This window comes from Rhizobium sp. No.120, assembly GCF_054558365.1.
The window spans coordinates 75,469-101,310 of record NZ_BAAJNQ010000007.1 but is presented as its reverse complement, the minus strand read 5'-3'; the positions used below and the strand labels follow the sequence as shown (position 1 = coordinate 101,310).

The following is a 25,842-nucleotide window of genomic DNA, read 5'->3' as shown; positions in this document are numbered from 1 at the left end:
CGAAGCACGATATAAGGCTAGCCCCGCCGAATTGGTATGGCGAGAGGAGAACAAATTGATGGGCGCGATCAGGCCTTGCGCCAGCCGAGCAGACCGGGCGTAGCATGCCAGAGCGCCTGTGCCGCAAAACCCATGAAAAGCACGCCGGAGCAGCGTACGATCAGCCGCTCATGCGCGCGATAGAAGCGCCGAACAGCGCCTGCCCCGATAATGCTGATGAGAATAATATCGGCCGTTATGAACCCCGCAAAGGATACTGTCAGCAGCAGCGGCAAGGCACTGAAGGTCAGCGCGCTGGCAGAGCCCGCGACAAGCGCCGTAAAGGTCGCCAGCGCAACGGGATATCCCTTGGGATTGGTCACCCCGAAGATCAAACCGCGACGGAACGGGCGATCGACATTGACGAGCGCCTTGCCGTCGCCCTTCGGCTTGGCCGTCACGGCACTCCAGCCGATCCAGGCGAGATAGAAGCCGCACAGCAAACCGAGCAGATCGAAGACGAAGGTGCCGATGGTCTTGGCGCCGACGATGGCCACCAAGGCGAGCGTGGACCAGACGAGATCCCCCAGCAGATGACCGCTGACGAAGAATGCGCCCGCCCTGCGCCCCTGGCCGGCACCTATGCCAAGCAGAGCCAGAAAGGCAGGACCGGGGATGAGCACATAGAAAAGCGCGGCGAGGAAGGCGCCGACAACGAGCGATTGCGTCATGATGAGCGTTTCCGAGAGTGATCGCGCAACAGTAGCAATCTGTGGAACCCGGTCAAGCGGCAGCACATTGCAGACAGAAGAAGTCGTTGTGTTAATGGGACGAAATCAATATGAACGTAGTGGGGCCCAAAAATTAAAAAGCGTAGGTAGGGAAGCGCTTATGAACAGCAGGATTAATACGGATTCGCTCGCCTTTCTTGTGAGCGATTGCGCCCGACTGATCAGGGCAGCCTTTGAGCGACGCATCCTTGTCGCCGGGATTGGACTGACGGCCGGAGAGGCGCGGACACTCATGCAGGTTGCTGCCATCAATGGCAGCCGCCAGCTCGACATCGCCTCCCGCATGGGATTGGAGCCGATGACGGTCAGTGCCTTTCTGGATAAATTGCAGGCGCGTGGCTTGATCGAACGACAGCCAGACCCGCTCGACCGCCGCGCCAAGCGTATCGTGCTGTCCGATGCGGCTGACGCCAAGCTAAAGCAGATCGACAAAGAAATCTGCGAAGTCGAGCGTAACGCGACGCAGGGCTTCGGTCAGGACCTTCAGCTTCAGTTGCATGATGCGCTGTGTGCTTTCCGCAGCAATCTGCAAAAGGCGGAAGCACCTGCGGAAGTCGAACGCGAATTGCGGCCGGTGGAATAATCCAAGCCTGTCGCGTTCACAGGTTCACATAGAAAAACCCGCCTCCGGCCACCGGAAGCGGGCTCTTGCATCGATAGTAAGCGGTTACTTCGACAGGTTGCGCTTGGCGAGCGTGCGCAGGCGCAGCGCGTTGAGCTTGATGAAGCCTGCCGCATCCTTCTGGTCGTAGGCACCCTGGTCGTCCTCGAAGGTGACGAGCTTGTCGGAATAGAGCGACTTCGGACTTTCGCGGCCGATGACCATGACGTTGCCCTTGTAGAGCTTCAGCGTCACTTCGCCTTCGACATGCTCCTGGCTCTTGTCGATCAGCGCCTGCAGCATTTCGCGCTCCGGCGAGAACCAGAAGCCGTAATAGATGAGTTCGGCATAGCGCGGCATCAGCTCGTCCTTGAGATGCGCGGCACCGCGATCGAGCGTGATGGACTCAATGGCGCGATGGGCTGCGAGCAGGATCGTGCCGCCAGGTGTCTCGTAGACACCGCGCGACTTCATGCCGACGAAACGGTTTTCGACGAGATCGAGACGACCGATGCCGTTGTCGCGGCCGTACTCGTTCAGCTTCGCAAGCAGCGTTGCCGGGCTCAGGCGCTCGCCGTTGATCGAAACGGCATCACCCTTTTCGAAGCCGATCTTGATGATAGTGGCCTTATCGGGAGCAGCTTCCGGCGAGATCGTGCGCATGTGTACGTATTCAGGCGCTTCCTGCGACGGATCTTCCAGAACCTTGCCCTCGGAAGAGGAGTGCAGAAGATTGGCGTCGACGGAGAAAGGCGCTTCGCCCTTCTTGTCCTTGGCAACCGGAATCTGGTGCTTCTCGGCGAATTCGAGGAGGTCGGTACGGCTCTTGAACGACCAGTCGCGCCACGGAGCGATGATCTTGATATCCGGGTTCAGCGCATAGGCCGAAAGCTCGAAACGAACCTGGTCGTTACCCTTGCCGGTCGCGCCGTGCGCGATGGCATCGGCGCCGGTCTTCTTGGCGATCTCAATCAGATGCTTGGAGATCAGCGGACGGGCAATCGAGGTGCCAAGCAGATAGACGCCTTCATAGACGGCATTGGCGCGGAACATCGGGAAGACGAAATCGCGCACGAATTCCTCGCGCACGTCCTCGATATAGATTTCCTTGATGCCGAGCATTTCGGCCTTCTTGCGCGCCGGCTCCAGCTCTTCGCCCTGACCGAGATCGGCGGTGAAGGTGACGACTTCGGCACCCAGCTCCGTCTGCAGCCACTTCAGGATAATCGAGGTGTCGAGACCGCCGGAATAGGCGAGAACGACTTTCTTCACGTCTTTATGTGATGCCATGATGAGTTCCGTTTCAAGGCGGGCCAGGGGAGAGGCCCGCAAAGCTGTATCGCGGAACTTTTAGCGAGATTATCGTGCGGCGCAAGGGGAAGCGCGAGCGGCGGCAGCTCAAGCGGTTTGACACGCTTCGGGAAAGTACCATATTCGGCGGCGACCGAACAATGCCTGAGGAGGGCTCCGCTCGTGACCGATATTCAAGCTATTTTCAAGAAATCCAATGTTGCCGTCATTACCGGAGGCGCTTCCGGCATCGGCTTTGCCGCAGCAAAACATTTCGCCTCGCTTGGCATGAGCGTCGTCATCGCCGATCTCGGCGGCGAGCGCCTGGCCGAAGCGATCGCTGAGCTCAAGACGATGGCAGGCGAAGAACATGTCATGGCCATCGAGACCGATGTCGCCAGCAAAGACGCGCTGGAAGCGTTGGAGCGCGCCGTTCTGCAGCGTTTCAGCCGCGTGCATGTGTTGATGAACAATGCCGGCATCGGCCCCGAAACCTCGATCTTCAGCGCCCAGGCCGGCTGGGATGCGATCCTAGGCGTCAATCTGCTCGGCGTCATCAATGGCACGCGTGTCTTCGGACCGGGTATGCTGGCGCATGGCGAACCTGGAGTTATCATCAACACCGGCTCGAAACAGGGCATCACAACGCCTCCCGGCAACCCCGCTTACAATGTCTCGAAAGCCGGCGTGAAGGTCTTCACCGAGGCGCTGCAGCACGAGCTGCGCAATACGGAAGGCGCCAAGATTTCAGCCCATCTCCTCATCCCCGGCTTCGTCTTCACAGGCTTGACCAAAGGAGAGCGCAAGGAAAAGCCTGCCGGCGCCTGGACGCCGGAGCAGACGGTCGAGTTCATGATGGAGAGCCTGAAGCGCGGCGATTTCTACATTCTTTGCCCCGGTAACGATGTGGTCAGGCCGGTCGACGAACGCCGCATGCTCTGGGCGGCCGGCGATATCGTCGAAAACCGCCCGCCGCTGTCGCGCTGGCACCCGGACTATGCCGATCAATTCAAGGCCTTCCTCGAAAAGAAGGATTGATTTGCAATCAACCGAAAGCCGGATAAGAACGGATCAATCCCAATCCGGCTTTCGGAGCAGCCTTCATGGACTTTATACCCAGCCTGCCGACGCTTCTCGCCTTCTCGGCAGCAAGCCTTCTTCTTGCTATGACGCCCGGTCCCGACATGACGCTGTCGATCAGCCGCGCACTGGCGCAGGGTAAGAAGGCTGCACTCTTCGTCGTACTCGGCACCACGCTCGGCGTCGTGGTCCACACCTGCCTTGTGGCCTTCGGCATTTCGGCGCTGATCACGGCCTCGCCGGTTGCCTTTACCATCCTCAAAACCGGGGGCGCCGCCTATCTGCTCTGGCTGGCGATCCAGGCGATCCGCTTCGGTTCCAGCCTGTCGGTCAAGAAGGTCGATGCTGTCGGCGGAACGCCCTTCGCCAATATCTCGAATGGCTTCTGGGTCAATCTGTTGAATCCGAAGGTCATCATCTTCTTCATGACCTTTCTGCCGCAGTTCGTCACCGCCGGCGACCCGGCCGTCACGCACAAGCTGCTCTTCCTCGGCTTCTTCTTCATCGTCATCGGCATGCCGGTCAACATGCTCGTCGTTCTTGCCGCCGACGGTCTGTCGTCCTGGCTGCAGCGGAATCGCGGCGTGATGCGCGGCCTCGACTACGCCTTTGCCGGCGTCTTCTCGATCTTTGCGGTGAAGATCTTCTTCACTCAGTCTCGCTGAGAACGGGATGCCGTCCGGCGATCAGCCAGTAGACGGTAGCGCAGGCAGCTCCCAGGAAGGCGAAGCAGACCGCAATGGTGATAAGATTGAGGGCCTGTGGCCGTTCCACGCCACCAGAAATCAGGATGGATGCGACCGCCGACAGTGTCGCGCCGAAAATTGCGTAGCCGTACCATCGGCGCATGCCGCGCCATTCCATTATTGGAATGACGACGAGAGACGGCAAAAAGCTGACGATCATTGCCGCCTTGGTCATCTCGATGGTCAGAGCGAAAAGCTCCGGCACTCCGGTCCCTGGCAGGGTGTAGGCAGCAACGCAGGCGAGCACGAACCCCATCAGAGCGCAAGCGGCCAGATAGCCCCATAGGAGGCGTATCGGCTTGCGCAGTCCAAGGAGCATCGATCTCAATCCTCGCCGTGGTTGGCGATCATCATGGCCTCGAAGGCCAGCCGCTCAGTCTTGCGCATGCGCTCGGATTCCGACTTCAGCTGGCCGCAGGCGGCGAGAATATCACGCCCACGCGGCGTGCGGATCGGCGAGGCGTAGCCGGCCGAATTGATAAAATCGGCGAACTTCTCGATCTGCTCCCAATCGGAACACTGATAGTTCGTGCCGGGCCACGGGTTGAAGGGGATCAGATTGATCTTGGCGGGAATGCCCTTCAGAAGCTGGATCAAGCCCTTTGCGTCTTCGAGGCTGTCGTTGACGCCCTTCAGCATCACATATTCGAAGGTGATGCGGCGCGCATTCGACAGGCCAGGATAGGCGCGGCAGGCGTCCATCAGCTCCTTCAGCGGATACTTTTTGTTGATCGGCACCAGCATGTCGCGCAGATCGTCGCGTACAGCATGCAGCGAGATCGCCAGCATGACGCCGATCTCGTCGCCGGTGCGGTAGATTTCCGGCACGACGCCCGAGGTCGAAAGGGTGATGCGGCGCTTGGAGAGCGACAGGCCGTCACCATCGGATGCGATCAGCAAAGCAGTTTTGACGCTATCGAAATTATAGAGCGGCTCACCCATGCCCATCATGACGATGTTGCTGACCTTGCGTCCCTCGGCCGGCATGATCGTGCCCTGCGGCGCTTCACGATCCGGGAAATCGCCGAGCCGATCACGCGCCAGAAGCAACTGCGACAGAATCTCTTCCGCCGTCAGATTGCGCACCAGGCGCTGGGTGCCGGTATGACAGAAGGAACAGGTGAGCGAACAGCCGACCTGGCTGGAAATACAGAGCGTGCCGCGCCCTTCTTCCGGAATATAAACGCTTTCGACCTCAACGGGACGGCCGGCGCCGCGCGGTGGGAAGCGGAGCAGCCATTTGCGCGTGCCGTCATTGGAGACCTGCTCCTCGACGATCTCGGGACGCGCGATGGTGAAATGCGTCTTCAGCATTTCGCGCATGTCCTTCGACACATTGGCCATGGCATCGAAATCGGAGACGCCGCGCACATAGATCCAGTTCCAGAGCTGGCTGACGCGCATCTTGATCTGCTTGTCGGCAACGCCTTTTTCCTTGAGCGCTGCCCCCATTTCCTCGCGCGTCATGCCGATCAGCGACGGCTTCGGCGAAAGCTCGACCGGCTGCGACACGGGCATCGGCTTGAGCCTGGAGGGGTTTATGACATCGGTTGCGGACATAGGATCGTTCCAACGGTTCACATCGGCGATGCCGCAAAAGCTGACGCAAGCTGCGGATGCGGGCAAGGCACGGAAATCTGAAGATTCATGCGGCGGCGGGACAAGCTATCTGCCGCACACCTATCGTTGGCGCGGCCTTTAGCATTAATTTCCGCCCGCGTCATCCCTTTCCCTCGAAAGCGTGAGGCTCGCCCTTGATAACAAAAAGGCCGGTCAGTATGGCCGGCCTTTCATCATGGTCGCAGCGACGAGAGTATCACATTCGCGTGATCTGTCGGCCTTCGATCTATTTGCAGTTTTCGATCTGCTTCAGCGCGGCGCTCACACCCTTCAGCGAATAGGTGTAGGACGTGGCGGTGCCCTTCTTCGAGGTCGCGGAAACCTTCAGCGAATGTCCGGACTTCAGCGCGGCGACGAGTGCCGGCTCCTGGGCGGCGTTTTCCACCCAGGCGGCCTTATCCTTCGTGAACATGACGAAGGTCTTGTTGTCGATCATGACATTGACCTTGGAGTTCTCCTTAAGGGGGTACCCCATCATCGCCTGCGGCTCATACGAGATGTTTTGGCCCGGGCGCTGCGACACAATAAAGAAATTGTCGCCATGGTCGATGCCAGAAGTCGGCGTCTTCGCAGTCGGCACGGAAAGGACGTAACAAACCTTGCCACCGGCGGACTGGTAAGAGTAAGCGCCCCAGGCATCGAACTGCTGAATGCGCGTGGGAGCCGCCGGCGATGCCGCCGCCGCCGCCGGTGCCTGCTGCGTCTGCTTCTGCTTCTTGGTCTGCGCGGACGCGATGCCGGTTCCGGCCAGAACGAGCGAGAGGGCGATTGCGAAGCTTTTTACAAACATGGTTTCCTGCCGATTTCTTGCGGTCCAGAGCTCATGGCGAATCGTTTGACGCACGCCTATGCTCGTGAGCTACCCTATTTTGACTTTATTCAGGTTACCAAACCGTCAACGGAGATCCGCCCGCCACTGGCTCCGTGTCATTTCAACCCAGGTATCGTACAAAGCTTGAAAGGCACAAGAAGGAATTGGAAAACCCGGATGGTGGAATACCACCCAACGGATTCGATTTAAGACAGAAAGATTCAGGCAAGAATTTGACCTCGCTAAAATCACGGGAGCCTCATAAAGCTCTGGAAAGCCGAGAAGATTCTGGCCGATCAGGGAAAGGGACCATTACGCGGTCTTCACGGCCTCGGGCTCATTCTCCAGCGCACGGTCGGCAGCGTCGTAATGCTCCTGGCGGATATGCCCCCTGATCATACTGAAGGCGAGCGTTAGAACGGCTACGTCATCCGAGTAGCCGATGACGGCAAAGAAATCGGGGATGATGTCAATGGGCATGACGAAATAGCCGAGTGCTGCTAGCAATATGCCGCGAACACGGGTCGGCGTCTGCGGATCGAGCGCACAGTAGAAGGCGGCAACGACGTCGCGCGAGAACGGGATATGGCGAGCGGCCTTCCGCAAGGTCGGCCAGAATTTTCTGCGCACCGATTTCTCCTGCTCTTTTTGGGTCTCTTCGTCACCAGGCATCAGGATTTCCCCGTACTTGATGTCATCCATTCCATTCACCTCAATCGAAGCCCGTCGCCCGGGCCGCTTCAACATATGGCGATCGCCTGGCGCGATTCAATCGATCCGGCGCGCGGCCGCCTTCTCCATCGCCTTTGCTAGCTTGACGTCATGATCGGTCAGACCGCCGACGTCATGCGTCGTCAGCTTCACCTCGACGCGGGAATAGACGTTGAACCATTCCGGATGATGGTTGAATTTTTCGGCGGCAAGGGCGGCTTCCGTCATGAAGCCGAAGGCCTCGACGAAGCTGCGGAATTTGAAAGTCTTCGAAATCGAAAGGCCGTCATCCGCGAGCGCCCAATCTCCAAGCTCCGCAAGATTTTCATCGATTGCCGCGCGGTCGAGCTTCTCGTATTTCATGACACGTCACTCCTCTCTAAAGCAATTTCCAGGAAAAGTGCGTAGCGGTTTTCCTGGAATTGCGTAAAAGCACTAGCGGTTGAACGATAGCATGGATCGTCACAGGGTACTTTTCGTCTGCGCCGGCAATATCTGCCGCTCACCCCTCGCTGAAGGCATATTCAAACATCTGGCGAGCGAAGCCGGGCGTGGTAGCGAGTTCGAGATTGATTCGGCCGGCACTGGCGGCTGGCATCAGGGAGAACGCCCGGATCGCCGCTCTGTTGCGGCTGCCGCCGGCCACGGAATCGATATTTCAGCCCAGCGCGCCCGCCGCATCGAGCTGGCCGATTTCAGCCGGTTCGATCTTATCCTGGCAATGGATCAAGACAATTTGAAGAACTTACGCAAGGCAGCGCCTGCCGAATTCCTCGGCAAGCTGCATCTCTTCAATACCCTTGCGCTTGGCAGCAACAAGGACATCCCCGATCCCTACTATGGTGACCGCGAGGATTTCGAAGCCGTCTATACCATGCTCTTGGCCGGCTGCAGCGCGCTGTTGCCCAAAGTCGGGAACGTGCTGCGGGGCTCGTGAAGCGGGAATATCTCTTCGGTGAGATAGGGACCGCCGCCGACAGATTCGCGCGACGACAGAAGCACGAAGCGTCCGACCGTGAACGGTGCGGTGTAGAAATTGCCGCGACCGGAGAGATAGTGCACGACATCGTCGACCCGCGAGGATTTCAGCCTGGCGAGCGTCACGTGCGGCGTGAACTTACGCGGATCCGGCTGCAGGCCGATGCGCTGACAAATGCGCTCGATCTCGCCTTGCAGCGCGAACATATCCGGTGTCTGCGAGACCCCGGCCCAAACGGAATGGGGTTTCTTGGAGCCGAAGGAACCGATGCCTTCCAGCCGAAGCTGGAATTCAGGCCGATCTATCCGGTCCAAACGGTCGACGATCTCATCGGCCGTGCGGCCATCGACATCGCCGATGAAGCGCAAGGTAATGTGATAATTTTCAACGTCGATCCACCTGGCTCCCGGGAGACCACCGCGCAACAATGACAGGCTCATGGCCGCATTGCGCGGAATTTCGAGGGCGGTAAAAAGTCTCGGCATGACGAGCACTCCCCGAATCTCTTGCAGGTATAGGTAGGGAATCACGCATTTGCAGTCGGTGCAAGCATCTATTTCGCACCTGCGTCAATCATCCCTACAAAACTCATAACATCGGGCAACATATGCTCGACCATGATATCGACCCCCTTAGGGTTCGGATGCATCCCGTCCGGCAGCTGCAAATCCGCATGAGTTGCCACGCCATCGAGGAAGAACGGATAGAGCGGAAGCTGATATTTGTCGGCCAGCCGCTCGTAGATCGGATTGAATTTATCGGCGTAGTCGCCCCCCATGTTCGGCGGCGCCAGCATACCGATGAGGAGGATCGGGATCTTCCTGTCCTTCAACCGTTGGATCATCGTCTCGAGGTTCTTTTCCGTCTGCTCCGGCGGAATGCCGCGCAGCGCGTCATTGGCGCCGAGTTCGAGGATCACGCCGTCCGTGCCATCGGGCACCGACCAGTCGATGCGCGAAAGGCCGCCCGAGGTCGTGTCTCCCGAAACGCCGGCATCAGCGACGGTCACATCAAGACCCTTTGTCTTCAACGCCGCCTCCAGCTTGGCAGGAAAGCCGTCGCCCGGCGGCAGCTGGTAGCCCGCCATCAGGCTGTCGCCGAAGCCGACCAATTGGATGGTGCGTGCATTCGCAGCACTCACGACGCCAAACAAAAGACCGAAAGTGATGACAGCGAAGTGAAGTGCAGCAACTTTAAAACCCATGATCCATTCCCTAAATTCGCTGCTCGGGCCAAATCGCGCCCGCCATTGTCTCTGATGTTCTCTGGTATATAGGGCGTTCGCATTGGCAAAAACCATCATCGAGCTGAAGAAGGCGGATTTGACGCTCGGCAACGCCGCCGCATCCGTGCATGTACTGAAGGGCATCGACCTCACCATCATGGAGGGTGAATCGGTGGGCATCGTCGGCCCCTCCGGCTCCGGCAAATCCACCCTGCTGATGGTGCTGGCTGGCCTCGAAAAGCTCGACAGCGGCGAACTTCTGATCCGCGACACGCCGCTGCACAGCCTGAGCGAAGATCGCATCGCCGATTTCCGCGGCCGCAATATCGGCATCGTCTTCCAGTCGTTCCACCTGATCGCCAACATGACGGCGCTCGAAAACGTCGCCGTGCCGCTGGAGCTGGCGAATGTCCGCGATGCCTTCGACATCGCCCGGCGTGAACTGGAATTGGTCGGGCTGGGTGAAAGGCTCACGCACTATCCCGGCCAGCTTTCTGGCGGTGAACAGCAGCGTGTCGCCATTGCCCGCGCGCTGGCGCCCTCGCCGGCCGTTCTGATCGCCGACGAACCCACGGGCAATCTCGATACCGATACCGGCCGGCAGATTGCCGACCTGCTCTTCGCCCAGCAGGCCGAACGCGGCACGACCATGCTGCTCGTCACCCACGATCCTGCGCTTGCCGCCCGCTGTTCGCGCCAGATCCGCGTCCGTTCCGGTGAGATCGAGAGTGACGGCATGCGCACACGCACCAGCCAGGCAGCGATGGCATGAGCGCGGCGGGACTGCGCCTGCCCCTCGCCTTCCGCCTCGCCCTGCGCGAACTGCGCGGCGGCCTTGGCGGCTTTTACATCTTTCTCGCCTGCATCGCGCTCGGCACCGGGGCGATCGCTGCGGTCAATTCCGTTTCCCGTTCGATCACCGACGCGATCGCGACGCAGGGACAATCGCTGCTTGCCGGTGACGCCCGTTTCGAACTGCGCAATCGCGAGGCAACGCCGGAAGAATTCTCCTATCTCCAAGGCTTGGGGAAAGTTTCCCGTTCCACCGGCCTGCGCTCCATGGCACGCCTGCCCGACGGCTCCGATCAGGCGCTGGTCGAGGTCAAGGCGGTCGACGATGCCTATCCGCTCTACGGCACCTTCGAAGCGGAGCCGGACCAGCCTCTCGCAGCGCTGCTCGCCGCCAAGGACGGCACCTATGGCGCCGTCGTCGCTCCCCTGCTGCTCGAACGCCTGAACCTCAAGATCGGCGATACCCTGCTGCTGGGTAACGCCAAGCTTCGCATATCAGGCACCGTCGAGCGCGAACCGGATGCCGTTTCGGAAGGCTTCGGCTTCGCGCCGCGCCTGCTCACCAGCCGCGATGCCCTGATTGCCTCCGGCCTGATCACGACAGGCAGTCTGGTCGAACAGGCCTACCGAATCCGCATGGACAATCCTGCAGCCGGCATCCGCAATCTCGCCGACCGCGCCAATGCCGCCTTCCCACAGGCGGGCTGGTCGATCCGCAGCAGCGACCGCGCAGCGCCGCAGCTCGCCGACAACGTCACCCGTTTCTCACAGTTCCTGACGCTGGTCGGCTTGGCGGCGCTGATCGTCGGAGGCGTGGGCGTTGCCAACGCCGTACGAGCCTTTCTCGATTCGAAGCGCACGACCATCGCCACCTTCAAGTGTCTGGGTGCGCCGGCCTTCGTCGTGGTATTGATCTATCTCATCCAGATCGCCGTCATCGCACTTGCCGGCATAGCAATCGGCCTCGTCCTCGGCGCTATCGCCCCCATGATCGCGTCGCAATTCATGGCGGAATTCCTGCCGATTTCGACCGCGCCGCGGCTCTATCCCGGTGCATTGACGCTTGCCGCCGTCTTTGGCCTGCTAACGACGCTGGCCTTCGCCATTCCGCCGCTCGGCCATGCCCGAGAGGTGCCGGCGACGGCGCTGTTTCGTGAGCAGGGTTTCGAGGCGCGCAGCCTGCCCGGCTGGCCCTATCTGCTGGGTGCCGGTGTGCTGATGGCGGCCCTAGCAGCCTTGGCAATCATCACCGCCTATGATCGCTTCATCGCAGTCGTCTTCGTCGTCTCGATCGCCGGTGCCTTCGTCGTGCTGCGCGTGGTAGCGGCCCTGCTCTCATGGCTTGCCCGCCGCAGCCCGCGCGTGCGTTCACCCGCCCTGCGCCTGGCGATCGGCAACATTCATCGCCCGGGCGCGCTCACCTCGTCCGTCGTGCTGTCGCTTGGCCTCGGCCTGGCACTGCTGGTGACCCTCACGCTGATCGACGGCAATATGCGCCGCGAGCTGATGGGGCGCATGAGCGAACAGGCGCCGAACTTCTTCTTCGTCGACATTCAGGGGCCGGAGTTGGAAGGCTTCCGCAAGATCGTCCTCGACGTGGACCCAAAAGGCAAGCTCGTCGAGGCGCCGATGCTGCGCGGCCGCATCGTCGCCTTCAACGGCGAGGACGTCACCAAGATGAAGGTACCGGCCGCAGGCCAATGGGTGCTCCGCGGCGACCGCGGCATCACCTATGCCGATGCGGTGCCGGAAAACGCCTCGGTCACGGAAGGCAAGTGGTGGGACAAGGATTATAGCGGCGAACCGCTGGTTTCCTTTTCCGAAGAGGAAGGCAAGGCGCTCGGCCTGAAGCTCGGCGACAAGGTCACCGTCAATGTCCTCGGCCGCAACGTTACCGCCAAGATCGCCAGCTTCCGCAAGGTGCAATGGCAGTCGCTGTCGATCAATTTCGTGATGATCTTTTCGCCCAACACCTTCAAGGGCGCGCCGCACGCCTGGCTCGCGACTCTCACCGACGCAACGGCGACTTCCGAACAGGAAGCGGCTATTCTGAGGAAAGTCACGAATACCTATCCGACCATTACAAGCGTCCGCGTCAAGGATGCGCTCGATGTCGTCAACACTCTGGTGGGACAGCTTGCGACTGCGATCCGCTCCGCCGCCTCAGTCGCGCTGATCGCCTCCGTACTGGTGCTCGCCGGAGCGCTCGCGGCCGGCAACCGCGCTCGCACGCATGATGCCGTCATCCTCAAGACGCTCGGCGCGACGCGGGCGACGCTGATCCGCGCCTTCAGCTACGAATATCTGATCCTGGGTGCCGCGACCGCCGTCTTCGCGCTGATCGCCGGCTCCGCCTCCGCCTGGTATATCGTCAGCCGCATCATGCACTTGCCCTCGGCCTTCCTGCCTGACGTTGCCCTGTCGACTCTCGTCATCGCCCTGGTGTTGACCGTCGGTATTGGTCTCATCGGCACCTGGCGCATCCTGGGCCAGAAGGCCGCACCCGTTCTGCGTGAGCTCTAACCGCTCCGTCGAGGGCGCAGAGCCGTCAAAACATCCCGATGTTACATCGATTTAACATCGGGCTGGCCGCTTGACCCTTGTGCATGAGGCTCGAAAGCCTCATATTCTACGCAGGCATGCTGAGCTCCGCAGCGGCGCCTGGGCCTTGAAAGACCCGACACCGTACTCAAATCGGAGCTTGAAAGAGGAAAACATGGCTGACTTTCGCAATTACCAAAACCGGGCGCAGAGCGGTGCGCAATCCGGTGCGATGATAGACGAGGGCCTTCGAGCCTATATGCTCAAGGTCTATAACCTGATGGCGCTGGGTCTGGCGATCACGGGTGTTGCCGCCTATCTCTCCTTCTCGCTCGCTTTTGCTAACGGACATCTGACGGCCTTCGGCCAGGCGATTTACCTGAGCCCGCTGAAGTGGGTGGTCATCTTTGCCCCGCTCGCAATGGTCTTCTTCCTGAGTTTCAGGATCAACCGCATGAGCGTGGCCGCCGCGACGACGACCTTCTGGGTCTATGCCGCGCTTGTGGGTCTGTCGCTCTCGTCGATCTTCATCATCTACACCGGCCAGAGCGTCGTGCAGACCTTCTTCGTGACCGCCGCCTCCTTCGGCGCGCTGTCGCTCTATGGCTACGTGACGAAGCGTGATCTCTCCGCGATGGGCTCGTTCATGATGATGGGTCTCTTCGGCCTGATCATCGCCTCGTTGGTCAACATCTTCCTGGCGTCGTCCGCCGTAGAGTTCGCGATCTCCGTGATCGGCGTCCTGATCTTCGCAGGCCTCACCGCCTACGACACGCAGCGGATCAAGGAAATGTACTATGATGCCGACGACGTGGCTGTGGCCGGCCGCAAGGCGATCATGGGTGCACTGTCGCTCTACCTGGACTTCATCAACATGTTCATGTTCCTGCTGCAGTTCCTCGGCGACCGCCGTTAATGGCACGGACTGAACAAGATATCGAAAGGCGGCCCCGGCCGCCTTTTTTGTTTGCCTGGCCACAAGTCCTGCGATTTGATAGCTGCCATCGTAAACTCGCAGATCAGGCAATAGAAGCAATGTCCGTCAGCCTCCGCAGTGCCACCTCAGACGACCTTCCCCAAATCACCACCATCTACAGAGATTCCGTCCTAAACGGCACGGCAAGCTACGAGATCACACCGCCAACCCAGGAGGAAATGGCGGCTCGGTTCGAGGCGATCCGTGACAAGGGCTATCCCTATCTCGCCGCCGAAGACGAGACCGGCGCGTTCCTTGGCTATGCTTATGCTTCCGCGTTCCGCACACGGCCCGCCTATCGCTGGATCGTGGAGGATTCGATCTATCTGGCGCCGGAGGCTCGCGGTCGCGGCATCGGCCGGCTGCTGCTCGATGCGCTCGTCGAAAGCTGCGAGAGCCTCGGTTTTCGCCAGATGATCGCTGTTATCGGCGGCGCCCATCCCGCCTCCGTCGCCGTGCACCGCGCGGCAGGCTTTGACGAAGTCGGGCTGCTCAGAGGTACCGGCTACAAGCATGGCCGGTGGCTGGATACGATGCTGATGCAGAAGGCGCTGGGCGAGGGAGATGGCACCGATCCCGATCCGTCGGTCTATCCCGGGACATTGTTTGGGGAGTAGATCTGCGCTCTTATTCAGCCCCACTCAAAGACATAGCCAACACGGAGACACTACTTCTCCACTAGCTTCAGCTGCTTGTCGAAAACCTTCAGCACTTGGCTCAGCTCATGGCCGCGCTTCAGGATCATGCCATGGGTATTGACGACGGAGAAGGCGCCCTGCTTGGCCGAAAGCTTCGGATTCTTTTCGATGCGGAAGAGCGGCATTTCACCAGAGCGCTTGAAGACCGAGAAAACCGCCTTGTCCTTCAAATGGTCGATCGCATAGTCGCGCCACTCGCCCTCTCCGACCATGCGGCCATAGATCCAGAGAATCGCATCCAACTCCCGGCGATGAAACGTCACCGGCAACGGGTCCTTGCTCTGTTTGTATTCTCTGAGATCAACGACGACGGATGAATTGGTATCGACGGAACGGCTTTCACCGTGTCTCAAATCCGGCTGATCAGTCATCAATCCCCCAAGGGCTATCTCATGACAGGAGAATGACAGTTTGCCTCAGCCGCATCAAATTGCAAGACGGCTGGCAGCTCACAATTTCTTTCCCAGCTGTGAAAGCACCTCGTCAGCGCCGCATTTCAGCCAAAACGACGCCCAATTTACAGGAAGTATAGGCAGCCGTTTGGCGCCGCCGCGTCAAACGGCCCGGCCAGGGCGCATCGATTAAACCCCAGCCCCGAATGCGTCCTCGCCGGGCACCTCCCCTTTTTGGCGCCAGCCAAAATAGGGACCCCTTTTCAGCACGAGCCAAAATGGGAGCCCTTTCGGCGCAAGCCGAACGGAAGACCTCCATCGAAGCTGGAAAAATCGCTTAGCCGTCCGAGCCGACCGTCAAGACAGTCGCCCCAAGAATGGCGGCCGGATCGCCCGCCGGCGTCGATGCCTGCAGCAGAATTGCAAGACCTTTCCGGCCGGCCTTATCGAGCACGGTTGACGGCAGCACGAGGCTCATAGCCTTGCCATCCCACATGCCCACAGTCTCGACATCGGAGACGGCATGCATATAGGCAATCTGCTGGCCGGTATTTTCTCCGCCTTTCGGCGCCACCATCTGCTCTTTGTCGAAATAGACGGCAACCACATTCGCCTTGCCCTGCCCGGCGCCGATCTTGATCTCCAACTCGTCGCCCTTCATGTCGGCACTGACCGGAATCGTCAGTCCCTCGCCAAGGCGCACAAACTCGTCAAGCTTGACATTGATGCCACTGAGATCGGCGCCATTCATATGGTCCCTGCCATTGACGATCGCCTGTGGCGTATATACTCCGCTGCGGCCCATAGTCCGGGCATAGGCATACTGGCGCGCCGTATTATCCTTAGACGCCATGGTGTCGTTCCAGCCGAGATAGTTCCAATAATCGACGTGGTAGGCGAGCGCCACGACATTGCCCTGGCGGATCAGCTTGCGAAAGGCCGCATCGGCGGGAGGACAGGAAGCGCAACCTTGCGAGGTGAAGAGCTCGACGACGCCCTTGATCTTCGGAGCCTCCTGCGCATGCAGCGAACTTGCGAGCCCAATGCCTGCCAGAAGTGGAGCCAAAAACCGAAGGCGCATTCTATCTTACCTCTGCATCCAATCTCGAGCGCCGTCTGCCTGCACGGGCTCTGCAAAACTCGCGCTTCTTGGGGCGACCAGGCCACATCAAGCCCGAAAAATCTGAAACAAGAGATAATAGTTTAACACGATGACGCAAAGTCACGATGGGGTGAGGCCGGAGTGAGCTGAAGGCTCGCGGTACACATCACCGTGAAAAACAAGAGGCCGCCGGAAGAGTTTTCCGGCGGCCTCCAATAACAGCGTCTAATGCCTATCAGGCAGCGAGATCACGTAGAACGGTCTGCAGGATGCCGCCATTGTTGACGTAGACGACCTCATCCAGCGTATCGATACGGCAGATGATCGGAACATCCTTCACGGAACCGTCACCATAGGTGATCTTGGCGATCTTGCGCTCGCGCGGCTTGATATTTTCCAGGCCTTCGATCGTCACGAGTTCGTCGCCCTTCAGGCCGAGGCTTGCCCAGGTGGTGCCTTCCTCGAAGACGAACGGGATGACGCCCATTCCCACTAGGTTCGAACGGTGGATGCGCTCGAAGGACTGGGCGATGACGGCGCGTACGCCGAGCAGGTTCGTGCCCTTGGCAGCCCAGTCGCGCGACGAGCCGTTGCCGTATTCGACGCCGGCGAAGATGACGAGCGGAACGCCCTCGGCCTTATACTGCATGGCCGCATCGTAGATCGACGTCTCTTCCTTGGACGGATAATGGATGGTGTAGCCACCTTCCTTACCGTTCGGGCCGAGCATGTGGTTGCGGATGCGGATGTTGGCAAACGTGCCGCGCATCATGACTTCATGGTTGCCGCGGCGCGTGCCGTACTGGTTGAAGTCGGCAACGCCGACGCCGTGACCGAGGAGGTAGGAACCGGCCGGTGAGGCAGCCTTGATCGAACCGGCCGGAGAAATGTGGTCGGTGGTGATCTTGTCGCCGAAGAGGCCGAGAACGCGAGCGCCCTTGATGTCGGAAACGCCGGCGCCCTTCTTGCCCATGCCCACGAAGTAAGGCGGATTCTGCACGTAGGTCGAGTTGTCGTCCCATGCGTAGGTCTGGCCCGGAGGAACCTGCACGGCCTGCCAGTTGGCGTCGCCCTTGAAGACGTCGGCATATTTAGTTTCATAAAGCTCGCGGGTGACGTACTTCTGGATGAACTCCTGAACCTCGTGCGAGGTCGGCCAGATGTCCTTCAGATAGACCGGCTTGCCGTTCTGGTCTTCGCCGATCGGCTCCTTCGTCAGATCGAGCTGTACCGAGCCGGCGAGCGCGTAGGCGACGACGAGCGGCGGCGAAGCCAGATAGTTTGCCTGGACGTCGGGCGAGATGCGGCCTTCGAAGTTGCGGTTACCGGAGAGGACGCCAGATACGATCAGGCCCTTGTCGTTGATCGTCTTTGAGATCGGCGCCGGCAGCGGGCCGGAATTGCCGATGCAGGTGGTGCAGCCGAAGCCGACCAGGTTGAAGCCGAGCTTGTCGAGATCGGCCTGCAGGCCGGACTTGGCAAGATATTCGCCGACGACCTGCGATCCCGGTGCGAGCGAGGTCTTGACCCACGGCTTGGTTTTCAGGCCCTTGGCAACGGCGTTGCGGGCGAGAAGGCCGGCAGCGATCAGTACCGACGGGTTGGACGTGTTGGTGCAGGAGGTGATGGCAGCGATGGCAACGTCGCCATGGCCGATATCGAAATCCGTGCCTTCGACCGCATAGCGGTTGGAGAGCTGGCCGGGCTTCTTATATTCGGTTTCGAGCGAGGTTGCGAAGCCGGAAGCGATGTTTTCCAGCGCGATGCGGCCCTCCGGACGCTTCGGGCCGGCCATCGACGGCACGACGTCGCCGAGATCAAGCTCCAGCGTGTCGGTGAAGACGAGGTCGGAACCGTCATTGTCGCGCCACATGCCCTGAGCCTTGGAATAGGCTTCGACGAGCGCGATACGGTCCTTGGCGCGGCCGGACATGTTGAGGTAGTTCAGCGTTTCCTTGTCGACCGGGAAGAAGCCGCAGGTCGCGCCATATTCCGGACCCATGTTGCCGATGGTGGCGCGGTCGGCAAGCGGCATGTTGTCGAGGCCGGGGCCGAAGAATTCGACGAACTTGGAAACAACGCCCTTCTTGCGCAGCATCTGCACGACGGTCAGAACGAGGTCGGTCGCGGTGACGCCTTCCTTGAGCTTGCCCGTCAGCTTGAAGCCGATGACTTCTGGCAGCAGCATGGAAACCGGCTGACCGAGCATGGCGGCTTCAGCCTCGATACCACCGACACCCCAGCCGAGAACGCCGAGGCCGTTGATCATGGTCGTGTGCGAATCGGTGCCGACGCAGGTGTCGGGATAAGCGATCGTTTCGCCGTCCTCTTCCTTCGTCCAGACGGTCTGGCCGAGATATTCGAGGTTCACCTGATGACAGATGCCGGTGCCGGGAGGAACGACGCGGAAGTTCTTGAAGGCCTGCTGGCCCCACTTCAGGAAGCGGTAGCGCTCGCCGTTGCGCTGGTATTCCAGCTCGACGTTCTTGGCAAAAGCCTGCGGCGTGCCGAATTCGTCGACGATGACGGAGTGGTCGATGACGAGATCGACGGGAACGAGCGGATTGATCTTTTCCGGATCGCCACCAAGCGAAACCATCGCGTCGCGCATGGCGGCAAGATCGACGACGGCCGGAACGCCGGTGAAGTCCTGCATCAGCACGCGCGCCGGGCGATAGGCGATTTCGTTCTCGACGGTGCCCTTGTTGGTCAGCCATTCGGCGACGGCAAGGATATGCTCCTTCGTGACCGACTGCCCGTCTTCAAAACGCAGCAGGTTTTCCAGAAGCACCTTCATGGAGTAAGGCAACTTGGAAACGCCGGGCAGACCATTCGCCTCAGCCTTGGGCAGGCTGAAATAGACGTAGTCTTTCCCGCCCACGGTCAGCGTGGAACGACAATTGAAACTGTCAAGAGATTTAGACACGAGATACCCCGTTTCTGATAGCCAACACAGTCGTGCGAACGCCTATGCACTTTATGCACATCAGGATGCGGGTACGGCCATTTCCGCTGTCCGCACGTAAGGCAAATACCTTAAGTTCGGCGCAAGGATTGAATTCACGCCGACCGCTGGCGTGGTTGCAGGTCTTATAGATAATTTCGTAAAGACTTGCCAGAGTGACAAAGCGCAAATTTGGACAATTTTTTGCGCATTGCGGCAACGAAAACGGGGAAAGCCTGAGCGAATGCATCTAAGCGCTGAAAATCTGGCGGCAACGCGGGGCGAAGACCTGATTTTCTTGAATGTTTCCTTCAACTTGGCGGGTGGAGATGCCCTGGTTTTGACAGGGCGCAACGGGTCGGGAAAATCGACGCTTCTGCGCGTTGTGGCAGGCCTTCTACGGCCGGAAAAGGGTCGTGTCACGTTCACCGGAAAGGGCGGCGAAGCGGGCCGTCAAGCGGGCGAAGCCAGCCATTATCTCGGCCACCGCAATGCGATGAAATCCGAGCTGACCGTGGCCGAAAACCTGACCTTCTGGAAAACATTCCTCGGCGATATCCCAGGTGGCTCCAGCCTGGACGTCGAGGAAGCTGCTGACGCCGTCGGGCTTGCGGGCATCACGCATCTGCCCTTCGGCTATCTCTCCGCTGGCCAACAGCGGCGAATCGCTTTCGCCAAACTTTTGGTCGCTCACCGCCCGATCTGGATCCTCGATGAACCGACGGCAGCGCTCGACAGCTCCGCCGACCGGCTCTTCGCCAATCTGATAACAGCGCATCAGAAGAGTGGCGGCATCGTTCTTGCGGCCACGCATCAGCCACTGGGGTTAAAGAATGTGCAGGAGATGCGAATGACGGGGTTTGCCGGGGCGAGCGAGGGGGTGTGGGGATGATGCAGATATTTCCTCTTATGCCGCACCTTCGTCACTCCCCTCTGTCACTTCGTGACATCTCCCCCACAAGGGGGAAGATCGTTGGGAGTTTGCCGCATCTGCCTACAAAGCCGGCGGACTCCGCTTCTGCTTCTATCGATTCGATGTTGGAGCAGGCGATGCGCGCGTCACAGGTTACCAATCTCCCCCCTTGCGGGGGAGATGTCGCGAAAGGTCCGAAGGACGAGGGGGGTATCCGGGGCATCTCTCACAACGGCAGGATTTTGCGATGACCGCCCTTTTCTTCCGCGACCTCAGACTTTCCGTGCGCGCCGGTGGCGGGGCATTGATCGGCATTCTCTTCTTCCTCACCGTCGTCGCCGTCATTCCCTTCGGCGTCGGACCTGATCTGAAGCTTCTTTCGCGCATCGGCCCCGCCATCGTCTGGAGCGGCGCGCTGCTCGCAAGCCTTCTCGGCCTCGACAGGCTGTTCCAAGCGGAACGCGACGACGGCTCGCTCGATCTGCTCGTCATGCAGGAAACGCCACTGGTCCTCACAGTTTTCATTAAATGCGCAGCGCATTGGGTGGCGACGGGCCTTCCGCTCGTCATCGCCTCGCCGCTGCTCGGCCTCTTTATGAATATGAACGAGACGGCGATCGGTGCGACGGCCCTAACCCTGCTCGTCGGCTCGCCGGCGATCACCTTCATCGGCGCGGTCGGTGCTGCCGTCGCCGTGGCGCTGCCGCGCGGCGGGTTACTCGTCTCCATTCTTGTGCTGCCGCTCACGATCCCCGTGCTGATCTTCGGTGTCAGCGCCACCTATGCCGCCGTCGAAGGACCGCAGCCCTTCCTGCCGCCGTTCCTGATATTGATCGCGCTCACGCTGTTCTTCGCTGTCATCGGTCCGGCCGCTGCCGCTCTTGCCTTGCGGAACACGACTGATTGATCAGAGCAATTCCAGGAGAAGTGCGTAGCGGTTTTCCGTCCGGAATTGCGTAAATACAAAAGGATGGAGCGTTTTCGCGTTTCGAAGAAAAGCGGAAAGGCTCTGACGGAGATACTGTTTCGCCGATCTGAGACAACGCGGTCGATTGCCGGAAAAGCCATATCGGGTTAAACAAGCCGCATGAGCGATATCACTGCGATCAGCCGATTTTCCGACCTCGCCAACCCCACGCGGTTCCTGGCTTTCTCGGCGCGTCTCATTCCCTGGCTCGCGGGCATCTCGGCCGTGCTCTTCGCGATCGGCCTCTATCTGTCCTTTACGACCGAGGGCGATTACCAGCAGGGCGATACCGTCCGCATCATGTATATTCACGTTCCGGCCGCCTGGCTGTCGATGATGTGCTACACGATCATGAGCATGTCGGCGATCGGCACGCTCGTCTGGCGCCATCCGCTCGCCGATGTCGCCGGCAAGACGGCGGCACCGCTCGGCGCCGCCTTCACGCTGATCGCTCTGGTGACAGGCTCGCTCTGGGGCAAGCCGATGTGGGGCACCTATTGGGTCTGGGATGCGCGCCTGACCTCGGTCTTCATCCTCTTCCTGATGTATCTCGGCCTGATCGCGCTTAACCGCGCCATGGATGATCCTTCCAAGGCGGCCCGCGTTGCATCCATCCTGACGCTGGTCGGCTTCATCAATATCCCGATCATCAAGTTCTCTGTGGACTGGTGGAACACACTGCATCAGTCGGAAAGCATCATGCGCATGGATGGGCCGGCCATAGCCGCGGAATTCCTCTGGCCGCTCTTCACCATGGCGCTCGCCTTCACGCTGCTGTTCTTCACGCTCCATCTGATGGCGATCCGCAACGAGATCTGGCGCCGCCGCATCACCACCCAACGCCGCATGGCCGCACGCATGGCGAGCCGGGAGGACTAGAATGTCGCATCCCTTCTACGTCTTCGGCTCCTACGGCTTTGCCGCCTTCATGATTCTCGCCATCATCGCGTGGATCTGGATCGACGGACGCCTGCGCCGCCGCGAGCTCTCCGCATTGGAAGCCTCCGGCATCCGTCGCCGCTCGCAGCGCGCGCCCGAAAGCGAGACGAAATGACTGCGGATACCGATAACAAGGACCAGCCGAAATCCAGCAGCACCGCACGCTATCTGCTGGCGCTGATCCCGCTGATCGTCTTTGTCTGCATCGCATTTGCCGTCGGCAAGGTCATGTATGATCAGGAAGTGCACGGCACCGACATCTCGGCCATCCCTTCGGCCCTAATCGGCACGAAGGCGCCGAAGCTCGCGCTCGCACCTCTCGAAGGCTCCAACCTGCCAGCACTGACCGATGGCGCCGTCAAGGGCAAGCTGACGCTCGTCAATGTCTTCGCCTCGTGGTGCATCCCCTGCCGCGACGAGCATCCTGTACTCAAGGAGCTTGCCAAGGATGGACGGCTCAATATCGTCGCGATCAATTACAAGGACACGAGCGAGAACGCGCTCCGCTTCCTCGGCGAACTCGGCAATCCCTACAACGCCATCGGCATTGACCCGAACGGCTCGGCCGCCATCGACTGGGGCGTCTACGGCATTCCGGAATCCTATCTCGTCTCGCCCGACGGCACGATCCTCTATAAGCAGGTCGGCCCGTTCACGCCGACCAGCCTGAAGGAAGGGCTCTATCCGGCGATAGCAAAGGCACAGGGGAAGCCGGCGTTTTAACTCCCTTTTCCCCTTGGGGAGAAGGTGCCCGAAGGGCGGATGAGGGGGCTGGGGCACGAAGCAAAAAGGTCTTGAGCGACGAGCGAAAGTCAGCACCTCCCGGTAGCGCGCCCCTCACCCGGCGCTATCGCGCCACCCTCTCCCCGCAGGGGTGAGGGCTAAAAGACTAAATCCCGCCTTGCCATGTCTTGACCGCCTCGACCGGCCAGACCAGCATCAATACGTTGAGCGTGAGATTGTCGCGGATCAAATAGCCGGTGAGCAGCTCGAAGAAGATGGCGATGGCGACCGTCACCAGCACCGGCGCGCGCCAGGCAAACAGGAAGCCGACGACCATGAACACAGCGTCCATCGATGAATTGAGGATGCTGTCGCCGACATAGTCGAGCGAGATGGTGGCGGCGCGATAGCGGTTGATGATGATCGGGGAATTTTCCAGGATCTCCCAGCCGGATTCGATCAGCATGGCCACGAAGAGCCGCATAGACAGCGGCTTGCCGCGCATGATCAGATGCGTGAGCCCGAAGAAGAGGAAACCGTGGATGATGTGCGACGGCGTGTACCAGTCGGCGATATGCTGCGAATTGCCGCTGGATTTCACCACCGGCTCGAACAGCTTCACATAACCGCAGGTGCAGATCGGCACGCGGCCCATCATATATTCGGTCACGATCTGCACGAGCAGAACGACGGCGCAGGCGATGAACCAGAAGCTCTGTTGCCGATAGCGGCTTTGGGCGTCGATGGCTTCGCTCATTTACCGTTTTCCACCGGCGGCTCAACCGTGTGCTTCATGATCAGCGGCATCTGCGACAGCGTGAAGAGGATGGTGATCGGCATCGTTCCCCAGACCTTGAAGTTCACCCAGAGATTATCCGCCGCCTTGGTGTCCGGAAGATAAAGCCAGTTCGAACCGCGCCAGACGACTTCGTTGAGCACGGCAAGAACGAAGAAGAAGATACCCCAGCGCAGCGTCAGCTTGCGCCAGCCCTCGGCATCCAGCTGGAAGGCGGCGTTGAAGACATAGCCGAGCAGCGACTTACCGAAGGCAAGCCCGCCAAGCAGAACGATGCCGAACAGTGCATTGACGATGGTCGGCTTCATCTTGATGAAGGTTTCGTTCTGCAGGTAGATGCCGAGCGCGCCGAAAATCAGCACCACAATGCCGGAGACGAAGGGCATCAGCGGCAAATGGCCGAGCATGACCTTCGAGACAATGAGCGAGATTACCGTCGCCGCCATGAACAAGCCGGTGGCAACAAAGAGCGGGCCACCGAGTGCCGCCAGCTGCGGAAAATGCTGCGCCAGCCATTCGCCGCGCAGATTGCCGAAGAAGAACACCAGCAAAGGCCCGAGTTCCAGCACCAGCTTCAGCATCGGATGATGCCTGTCGGCAGCACTTGGGGTGAGATCGCTGTCGCTGGTTGTCATTGCGGCACTTTCCCTATCGTCGAACTTGTTCTTGTCATTCATTGGCTGTTTACAGCCCCCGTACCGGCGATGGCATGAGCAAAATCCTCGGCTTCGAACGGCTCGAGATCCTCTACACCTTCGCCGACGCCGATGAAATAGACCGGTAGCTTATGCTTGGCCGAGATGGCAACAAGGATGCCGCCGCGCGCCGTGCCGTCAAGCTTGGTCATGATGAGACCATTAACGCCGGCAACATTGCGGAATATTTCCACCTGGTTCAAGGCATTCTGGCCCGTAGTCGCATCAAGCGTCTGCAGCACGGTATGCGGCGCATCCGGATCAAGCTTGCCGAGCACACGCACGATCTTTTCGAGCTCCGCCATCAGCTCCGCCTTGTTCTGTAGGCGGCCGGCGGTATCGATGATCAGCACGTCACTCCTGTTGGCCTTGGCCTGCTGGAAGGCATCGAAGGCAAGACCGGCAGCATCGGCGCCGAGCTTCGTCCCGATGAAGTCCGATTTCGTACGCTCCGCCCAAATCTTCAATTGCTCGATGGCGGCGGCGCGGAACGTATCGCCGGCGGCCAGCGTAACCTTCAGCCCTGCACCAGAGAGCTTGGCGGCCAGCTTGCCGATCGTCGTCGTCTTGCCGGTGCCGTTGACGCCGACGACGAGGATCACATGCGGCTTGTGGCTGAGATCAAGCTGCAGCGGCTTTGCCACAGGCTTCAGCACCTTGGCGATTTCCTGCGCCATGATGCGGCCGACGTCTTCGCCGGTCACATCCTTGCCGTACCGCTCGGAGGCCAGCGTATCGGTGACACGCATCGCCGTCTCGACGCCGAGATCGGCCTGGATCAACAGATCCTCCAGGTCCTGCAACGTCTGATCGTCGAGCTTGCGCTTGGTAAAGAGCGCCGCGATCTGACCGGTCAGCTGCGACGAGGTGCGCGCAAGCCCGGCGCGCAGGCGCTGGAACCACGAGAGTTTTTGTTTTGGTGCTTCGGGGATGGGAGCTGGCGCGGAAGCGGCAGTAGAGAAGCCCTTGGGGAGGATTGGGGCTTCGACGGCGGGTTCGCTGGTTTCGGATGAAAATTCCGAGTCTTTTGACCGAAGGTCCGTATCTGCCGCACCTTCGTCACCCCCCTCTGTCCTCTCGGACAGCTCCCCCACAAGGGGGGAGATTGGTTCGATGGGGCGCTTTTCCGAAATTACATTGGCTTCAGGATCGGCGGGTTGCTCCGGTTCGATTGCCTGAAGATCGTCCTGCTGTTCTTGCGGCTTGGACTCGAGAGAATGAACAGCCTCAGCGGGCTCAATCCCCTTTACGCCGGAAACATTTTCCTGGCTTTCAGCCTGCTGCTCCTGCTCAGAGGGCGCAGCATCCTCCAACCAATCTTCCCCCTCGTGGGGGAGATGTCCCGAAGGGACAGAGGGGGGTAACGAAGGTTCGGCAAGTTCGGAAGCCGGCGAAATATCTACAGCAGGCGATTCCTGCTCGACAACGGGCACCTCAACCTTCTGAGAATCCTCCGCAGGCGCCTGCTCCTCGGCCGGCTTTTCACGGCCGAAGGTGAAGACTTTTTTGATGAAACCGAGCGCCATGAAGT

At 60.0% G+C, this 25,842-nt stretch carries 28 protein-coding genes; 13 read left to right on the top strand and 15 right to left on the bottom strand.

The features are described 5' to 3' along the window. Positions 1 to 68 precede the first annotated feature (68 nt). Positions 69 to 710: a LysE family translocator gene (locus ACYJRZ_RS20075; protein WP_459461857.1), complete on the bottom strand. Its 642-nt coding sequence runs from the start codon at positions 708 to 710 to the stop codon at positions 69 to 71. A 160-nt stretch (positions 711 to 870) separates the two neighbouring features. Here ACYJRZ_RS20075 and ACYJRZ_RS20070 point away from each other — a divergent pair, with 160 nt between their 5' ends. Then, positions 871 to 1,353 carry a MarR family winged helix-turn-helix transcriptional regulator gene (locus ACYJRZ_RS20070; RefSeq protein ID WP_459462131.1) on the top strand — a complete coding sequence of 161 codons (483 nt, stop codon included), beginning with the start codon at positions 871 to 873 and terminating at the stop codon, positions 1,351 to 1,353. A gap of 84 nt (positions 1,354 to 1,437) precedes the next feature. Here the strand turns inward: ACYJRZ_RS20070 and ACYJRZ_RS20065 are convergent, their stop codons facing one another. Beyond that, entirely contained in the window at positions 1,438 to 2,661 is a 1,224-nt protein-coding gene (locus ACYJRZ_RS20065; RefSeq protein WP_459461855.1) for an argininosuccinate synthase, read from the bottom strand. Positions 2,662 to 2,844: 183 nt separating this feature from the next. Between ACYJRZ_RS20065 and ACYJRZ_RS20060 the strand changes: the two genes are divergently transcribed. Then, entirely contained in the window at positions 2,845 to 3,699 is an 855-nt protein-coding gene (locus ACYJRZ_RS20060) for an SDR family NAD(P)-dependent oxidoreductase (RefSeq protein WP_459461853.1), read from the top strand. Between the two features lie 65 nt (positions 3,700 to 3,764). Beyond that, positions 3,765 to 4,406: a LysE family translocator gene (locus tag ACYJRZ_RS20055; protein WP_459461851.1), complete on the top strand. Its 642-nt coding sequence runs from the start codon at positions 3,765 to 3,767 to the stop codon at positions 4,404 to 4,406. Here the strand turns inward: ACYJRZ_RS20055 and ACYJRZ_RS20050 are convergent. From ACYJRZ_RS20050 to ACYJRZ_RS20030, 5 genes are all read right to left on the bottom strand, one after another. Beyond that, a complete protein-coding gene (locus tag ACYJRZ_RS20050; RefSeq protein ID WP_459461849.1) occupies positions 4,390 to 4,806 on the bottom strand; it encodes a hypothetical protein in 417 nt (138 codons plus the stop codon). The two genes, ACYJRZ_RS20055 and ACYJRZ_RS20050, sit on opposite strands and share 17 nt — an antisense overlap. A 5-nt stretch (positions 4,807 to 4,811) precedes the next feature. Further along, positions 4,812 to 6,047 carry a dual-specificity RNA methyltransferase RlmN gene (rlmN, locus tag ACYJRZ_RS20045; RefSeq protein ID WP_459461847.1) on the bottom strand — a complete coding sequence of 412 codons (1,236 nt, stop codon included), beginning with the start codon at positions 6,045 to 6,047 and terminating at the stop codon, positions 4,812 to 4,814. A 286-nt stretch (positions 6,048 to 6,333) separates the two neighbouring features. Then, a complete protein-coding gene (locus ACYJRZ_RS20040; protein WP_459461845.1) occupies positions 6,334 to 6,897 on the bottom strand; it encodes an invasion associated locus B family protein in 564 nt (187 codons plus the stop codon). A 333-nt stretch (positions 6,898 to 7,230) separates the two neighbouring features. Continuing rightward, entirely contained in the window at positions 7,231 to 7,620 is a 390-nt protein-coding gene (locus ACYJRZ_RS20035; RefSeq protein ID WP_459461843.1) for a YkvA family protein, read from the bottom strand. A 66-nt stretch (positions 7,621 to 7,686) separates the two neighbouring features. Continuing rightward, positions 7,687 to 7,992: a 4a-hydroxytetrahydrobiopterin dehydratase gene (locus ACYJRZ_RS20030; protein WP_459461842.1), complete on the bottom strand. Its 306-nt coding sequence runs from the start codon at positions 7,990 to 7,992 to the stop codon at positions 7,687 to 7,689. A gap of 91 nt (positions 7,993 to 8,083) precedes the next feature. On the opposite strand from ACYJRZ_RS20030, the gene ACYJRZ_RS20025 reads away from it, so the two are divergent. After that, entirely contained in the window at positions 8,084 to 8,566 is a 483-nt protein-coding gene (locus ACYJRZ_RS20025; protein WP_459461840.1) for a low molecular weight protein-tyrosine-phosphatase, read from the top strand. Here ACYJRZ_RS20025 and thpR read toward each other — a convergent pair. Then, entirely contained in the window at positions 8,497 to 9,093 is a 597-nt protein-coding gene (gene thpR / locus ACYJRZ_RS20020; protein ID WP_459461838.1) for an RNA 2',3'-cyclic phosphodiesterase, read from the bottom strand. The two genes, ACYJRZ_RS20025 and thpR, sit on opposite strands and share 70 nt — an antisense overlap. Before the next feature lie 68 nt (positions 9,094 to 9,161). Beyond that, the gene (locus tag ACYJRZ_RS20015) at positions 9,162 to 9,812 is read right to left on the bottom strand and encodes an arylesterase (protein WP_459461836.1); all 651 of its coding nucleotides are present in this window, start codon (positions 9,810 to 9,812) and stop codon (positions 9,162 to 9,164) included. An 82-nt stretch (positions 9,813 to 9,894) separates the two neighbouring features. Here ACYJRZ_RS20015 and ACYJRZ_RS20010 point away from each other — a divergent pair, with 82 nt between their 5' ends. From ACYJRZ_RS20010 to ACYJRZ_RS19995, 4 genes are all read left to right on the top strand, one after another. Then, the gene (locus tag ACYJRZ_RS20010) at positions 9,895 to 10,605 is read left to right on the top strand and encodes an ABC transporter ATP-binding protein (protein ID WP_459461834.1); all 711 of its coding nucleotides are present in this window, start codon (positions 9,895 to 9,897) and stop codon (positions 10,603 to 10,605) included. Next, positions 10,602 to 13,148 carry an ABC transporter permease gene (locus ACYJRZ_RS20005; RefSeq protein ID WP_459461832.1) on the top strand — a complete coding sequence of 849 codons (2,547 nt, stop codon included), beginning with the start codon at positions 10,602 to 10,604 and terminating at the stop codon, positions 13,146 to 13,148. Before ACYJRZ_RS20010 ends, ACYJRZ_RS20005 begins: the two co-directional genes overlap by 4 nt. Positions 13,149 to 13,341: 193 nt before the next feature. After that, the gene (locus ACYJRZ_RS20000; RefSeq protein ID WP_459461830.1) at positions 13,342 to 14,082 is read left to right on the top strand and encodes a Bax inhibitor-1/YccA family protein; all 741 of its coding nucleotides are present in this window, start codon (positions 13,342 to 13,344) and stop codon (positions 14,080 to 14,082) included. Between the two features lie 119 nt (positions 14,083 to 14,201). After that, entirely contained in the window at positions 14,202 to 14,759 is a 558-nt protein-coding gene (locus tag ACYJRZ_RS19995) for an N-acetyltransferase family protein (protein ID WP_459461828.1), read from the top strand. A gap of 50 nt (positions 14,760 to 14,809) precedes the next feature. Here ACYJRZ_RS19995 and ACYJRZ_RS19990 read toward each other — a convergent pair whose 3' ends face one another. From ACYJRZ_RS19990 to acnA, 3 genes are all read right to left on the bottom strand, one after another. Beyond that, complete coding sequence (locus ACYJRZ_RS19990; RefSeq protein WP_459461826.1) at positions 14,810 to 15,211, bottom strand: DUF2794 domain-containing protein; 402 nt, start codon at positions 15,209 to 15,211, stop codon at positions 14,810 to 14,812. A gap of 358 nt (positions 15,212 to 15,569) precedes the next feature. Next, positions 15,570 to 16,313: a DUF1223 domain-containing protein gene (locus ACYJRZ_RS19985; protein WP_459461825.1), complete on the bottom strand. Its 744-nt coding sequence runs from the start codon at positions 16,311 to 16,313 to the stop codon at positions 15,570 to 15,572. A 256-nt stretch (positions 16,314 to 16,569) separates the two neighbouring features. After that, the gene (gene acnA, locus ACYJRZ_RS19980; protein ID WP_459461823.1) at positions 16,570 to 19,260 is read right to left on the bottom strand and encodes an aconitate hydratase AcnA; all 2,691 of its coding nucleotides are present in this window, start codon (positions 19,258 to 19,260) and stop codon (positions 16,570 to 16,572) included. 262 nt (positions 19,261 to 19,522) lie between these two features. On the opposite strand from acnA, the gene ccmA reads away from it, so the two are divergent. From ccmA to ACYJRZ_RS19955, 5 genes are all read left to right on the top strand, one after another. Continuing rightward, positions 19,523 to 20,170, top strand: a complete 648-nt coding sequence (ccmA, locus tag ACYJRZ_RS19975; protein WP_459461821.1) for a heme ABC exporter ATP-binding protein CcmA — start codon at positions 19,523 to 19,525, stop codon at positions 20,168 to 20,170. 268 nt (positions 20,171 to 20,438) lie between these two features. Then, positions 20,439 to 21,098 (top strand): heme exporter protein CcmB, encoded by a 660-nt coding sequence (ccmB, locus tag ACYJRZ_RS19970; protein ID WP_459461819.1) that lies wholly within the window; start codon positions 20,439 to 20,441, stop codon positions 21,096 to 21,098. 180 nt (positions 21,099 to 21,278) lie between these two features. Further along, a complete protein-coding gene (locus tag ACYJRZ_RS19965) occupies positions 21,279 to 22,037 on the top strand; it encodes a heme ABC transporter permease (RefSeq protein ID WP_459461817.1) in 759 nt (252 codons plus the stop codon). A gap of 1 nt (position 22,038) precedes the next feature. Then, on the top strand, positions 22,039 to 22,212 hold the full coding sequence (gene ccmD, locus ACYJRZ_RS19960; RefSeq protein WP_459461815.1) for a heme exporter protein CcmD: 174 nt from the start codon (positions 22,039 to 22,041) through the stop codon (positions 22,210 to 22,212). Next, entirely contained in the window at positions 22,209 to 22,820 is a 612-nt protein-coding gene (locus ACYJRZ_RS19955; protein ID WP_459461813.1) for a DsbE family thiol:disulfide interchange protein, read from the top strand. The genes ccmD and ACYJRZ_RS19955 overlap by 4 nt, the downstream gene beginning before the upstream one ends. 166 nt (positions 22,821 to 22,986) lie before the next feature. On the opposite strand, the gene ACYJRZ_RS19950 is transcribed toward ACYJRZ_RS19955, so the two are convergent. From ACYJRZ_RS19950 to ftsY, 3 genes are read right to left on the bottom strand one after another with little or no spacing between them, the layout of a single operon-like run. Beyond that, positions 22,987 to 23,577 (bottom strand): DUF2585 domain-containing protein, encoded by a 591-nt coding sequence (locus tag ACYJRZ_RS19950; RefSeq protein ID WP_285176689.1) that lies wholly within the window; start codon positions 23,575 to 23,577, stop codon positions 22,987 to 22,989. After that, on the bottom strand, positions 23,574 to 24,293 hold the full coding sequence (locus ACYJRZ_RS19945; RefSeq protein WP_112341417.1) for a septation protein A: 720 nt from the start codon (positions 24,291 to 24,293) through the stop codon (positions 23,574 to 23,576). The genes ACYJRZ_RS19950 and ACYJRZ_RS19945 overlap by 4 nt, the downstream gene beginning before the upstream one ends. Beyond that, the gene (gene ftsY / locus ACYJRZ_RS19940) at positions 24,290 to 25,837 is read right to left on the bottom strand and encodes a signal recognition particle-docking protein FtsY (protein ID WP_459461811.1); all 1,548 of its coding nucleotides are present in this window, start codon (positions 25,835 to 25,837) and stop codon (positions 24,290 to 24,292) included. Before ftsY ends, ACYJRZ_RS19945 begins: the two co-directional genes overlap by 4 nt. Positions 25,838 to 25,842 lie beyond the last annotated feature (5 nt).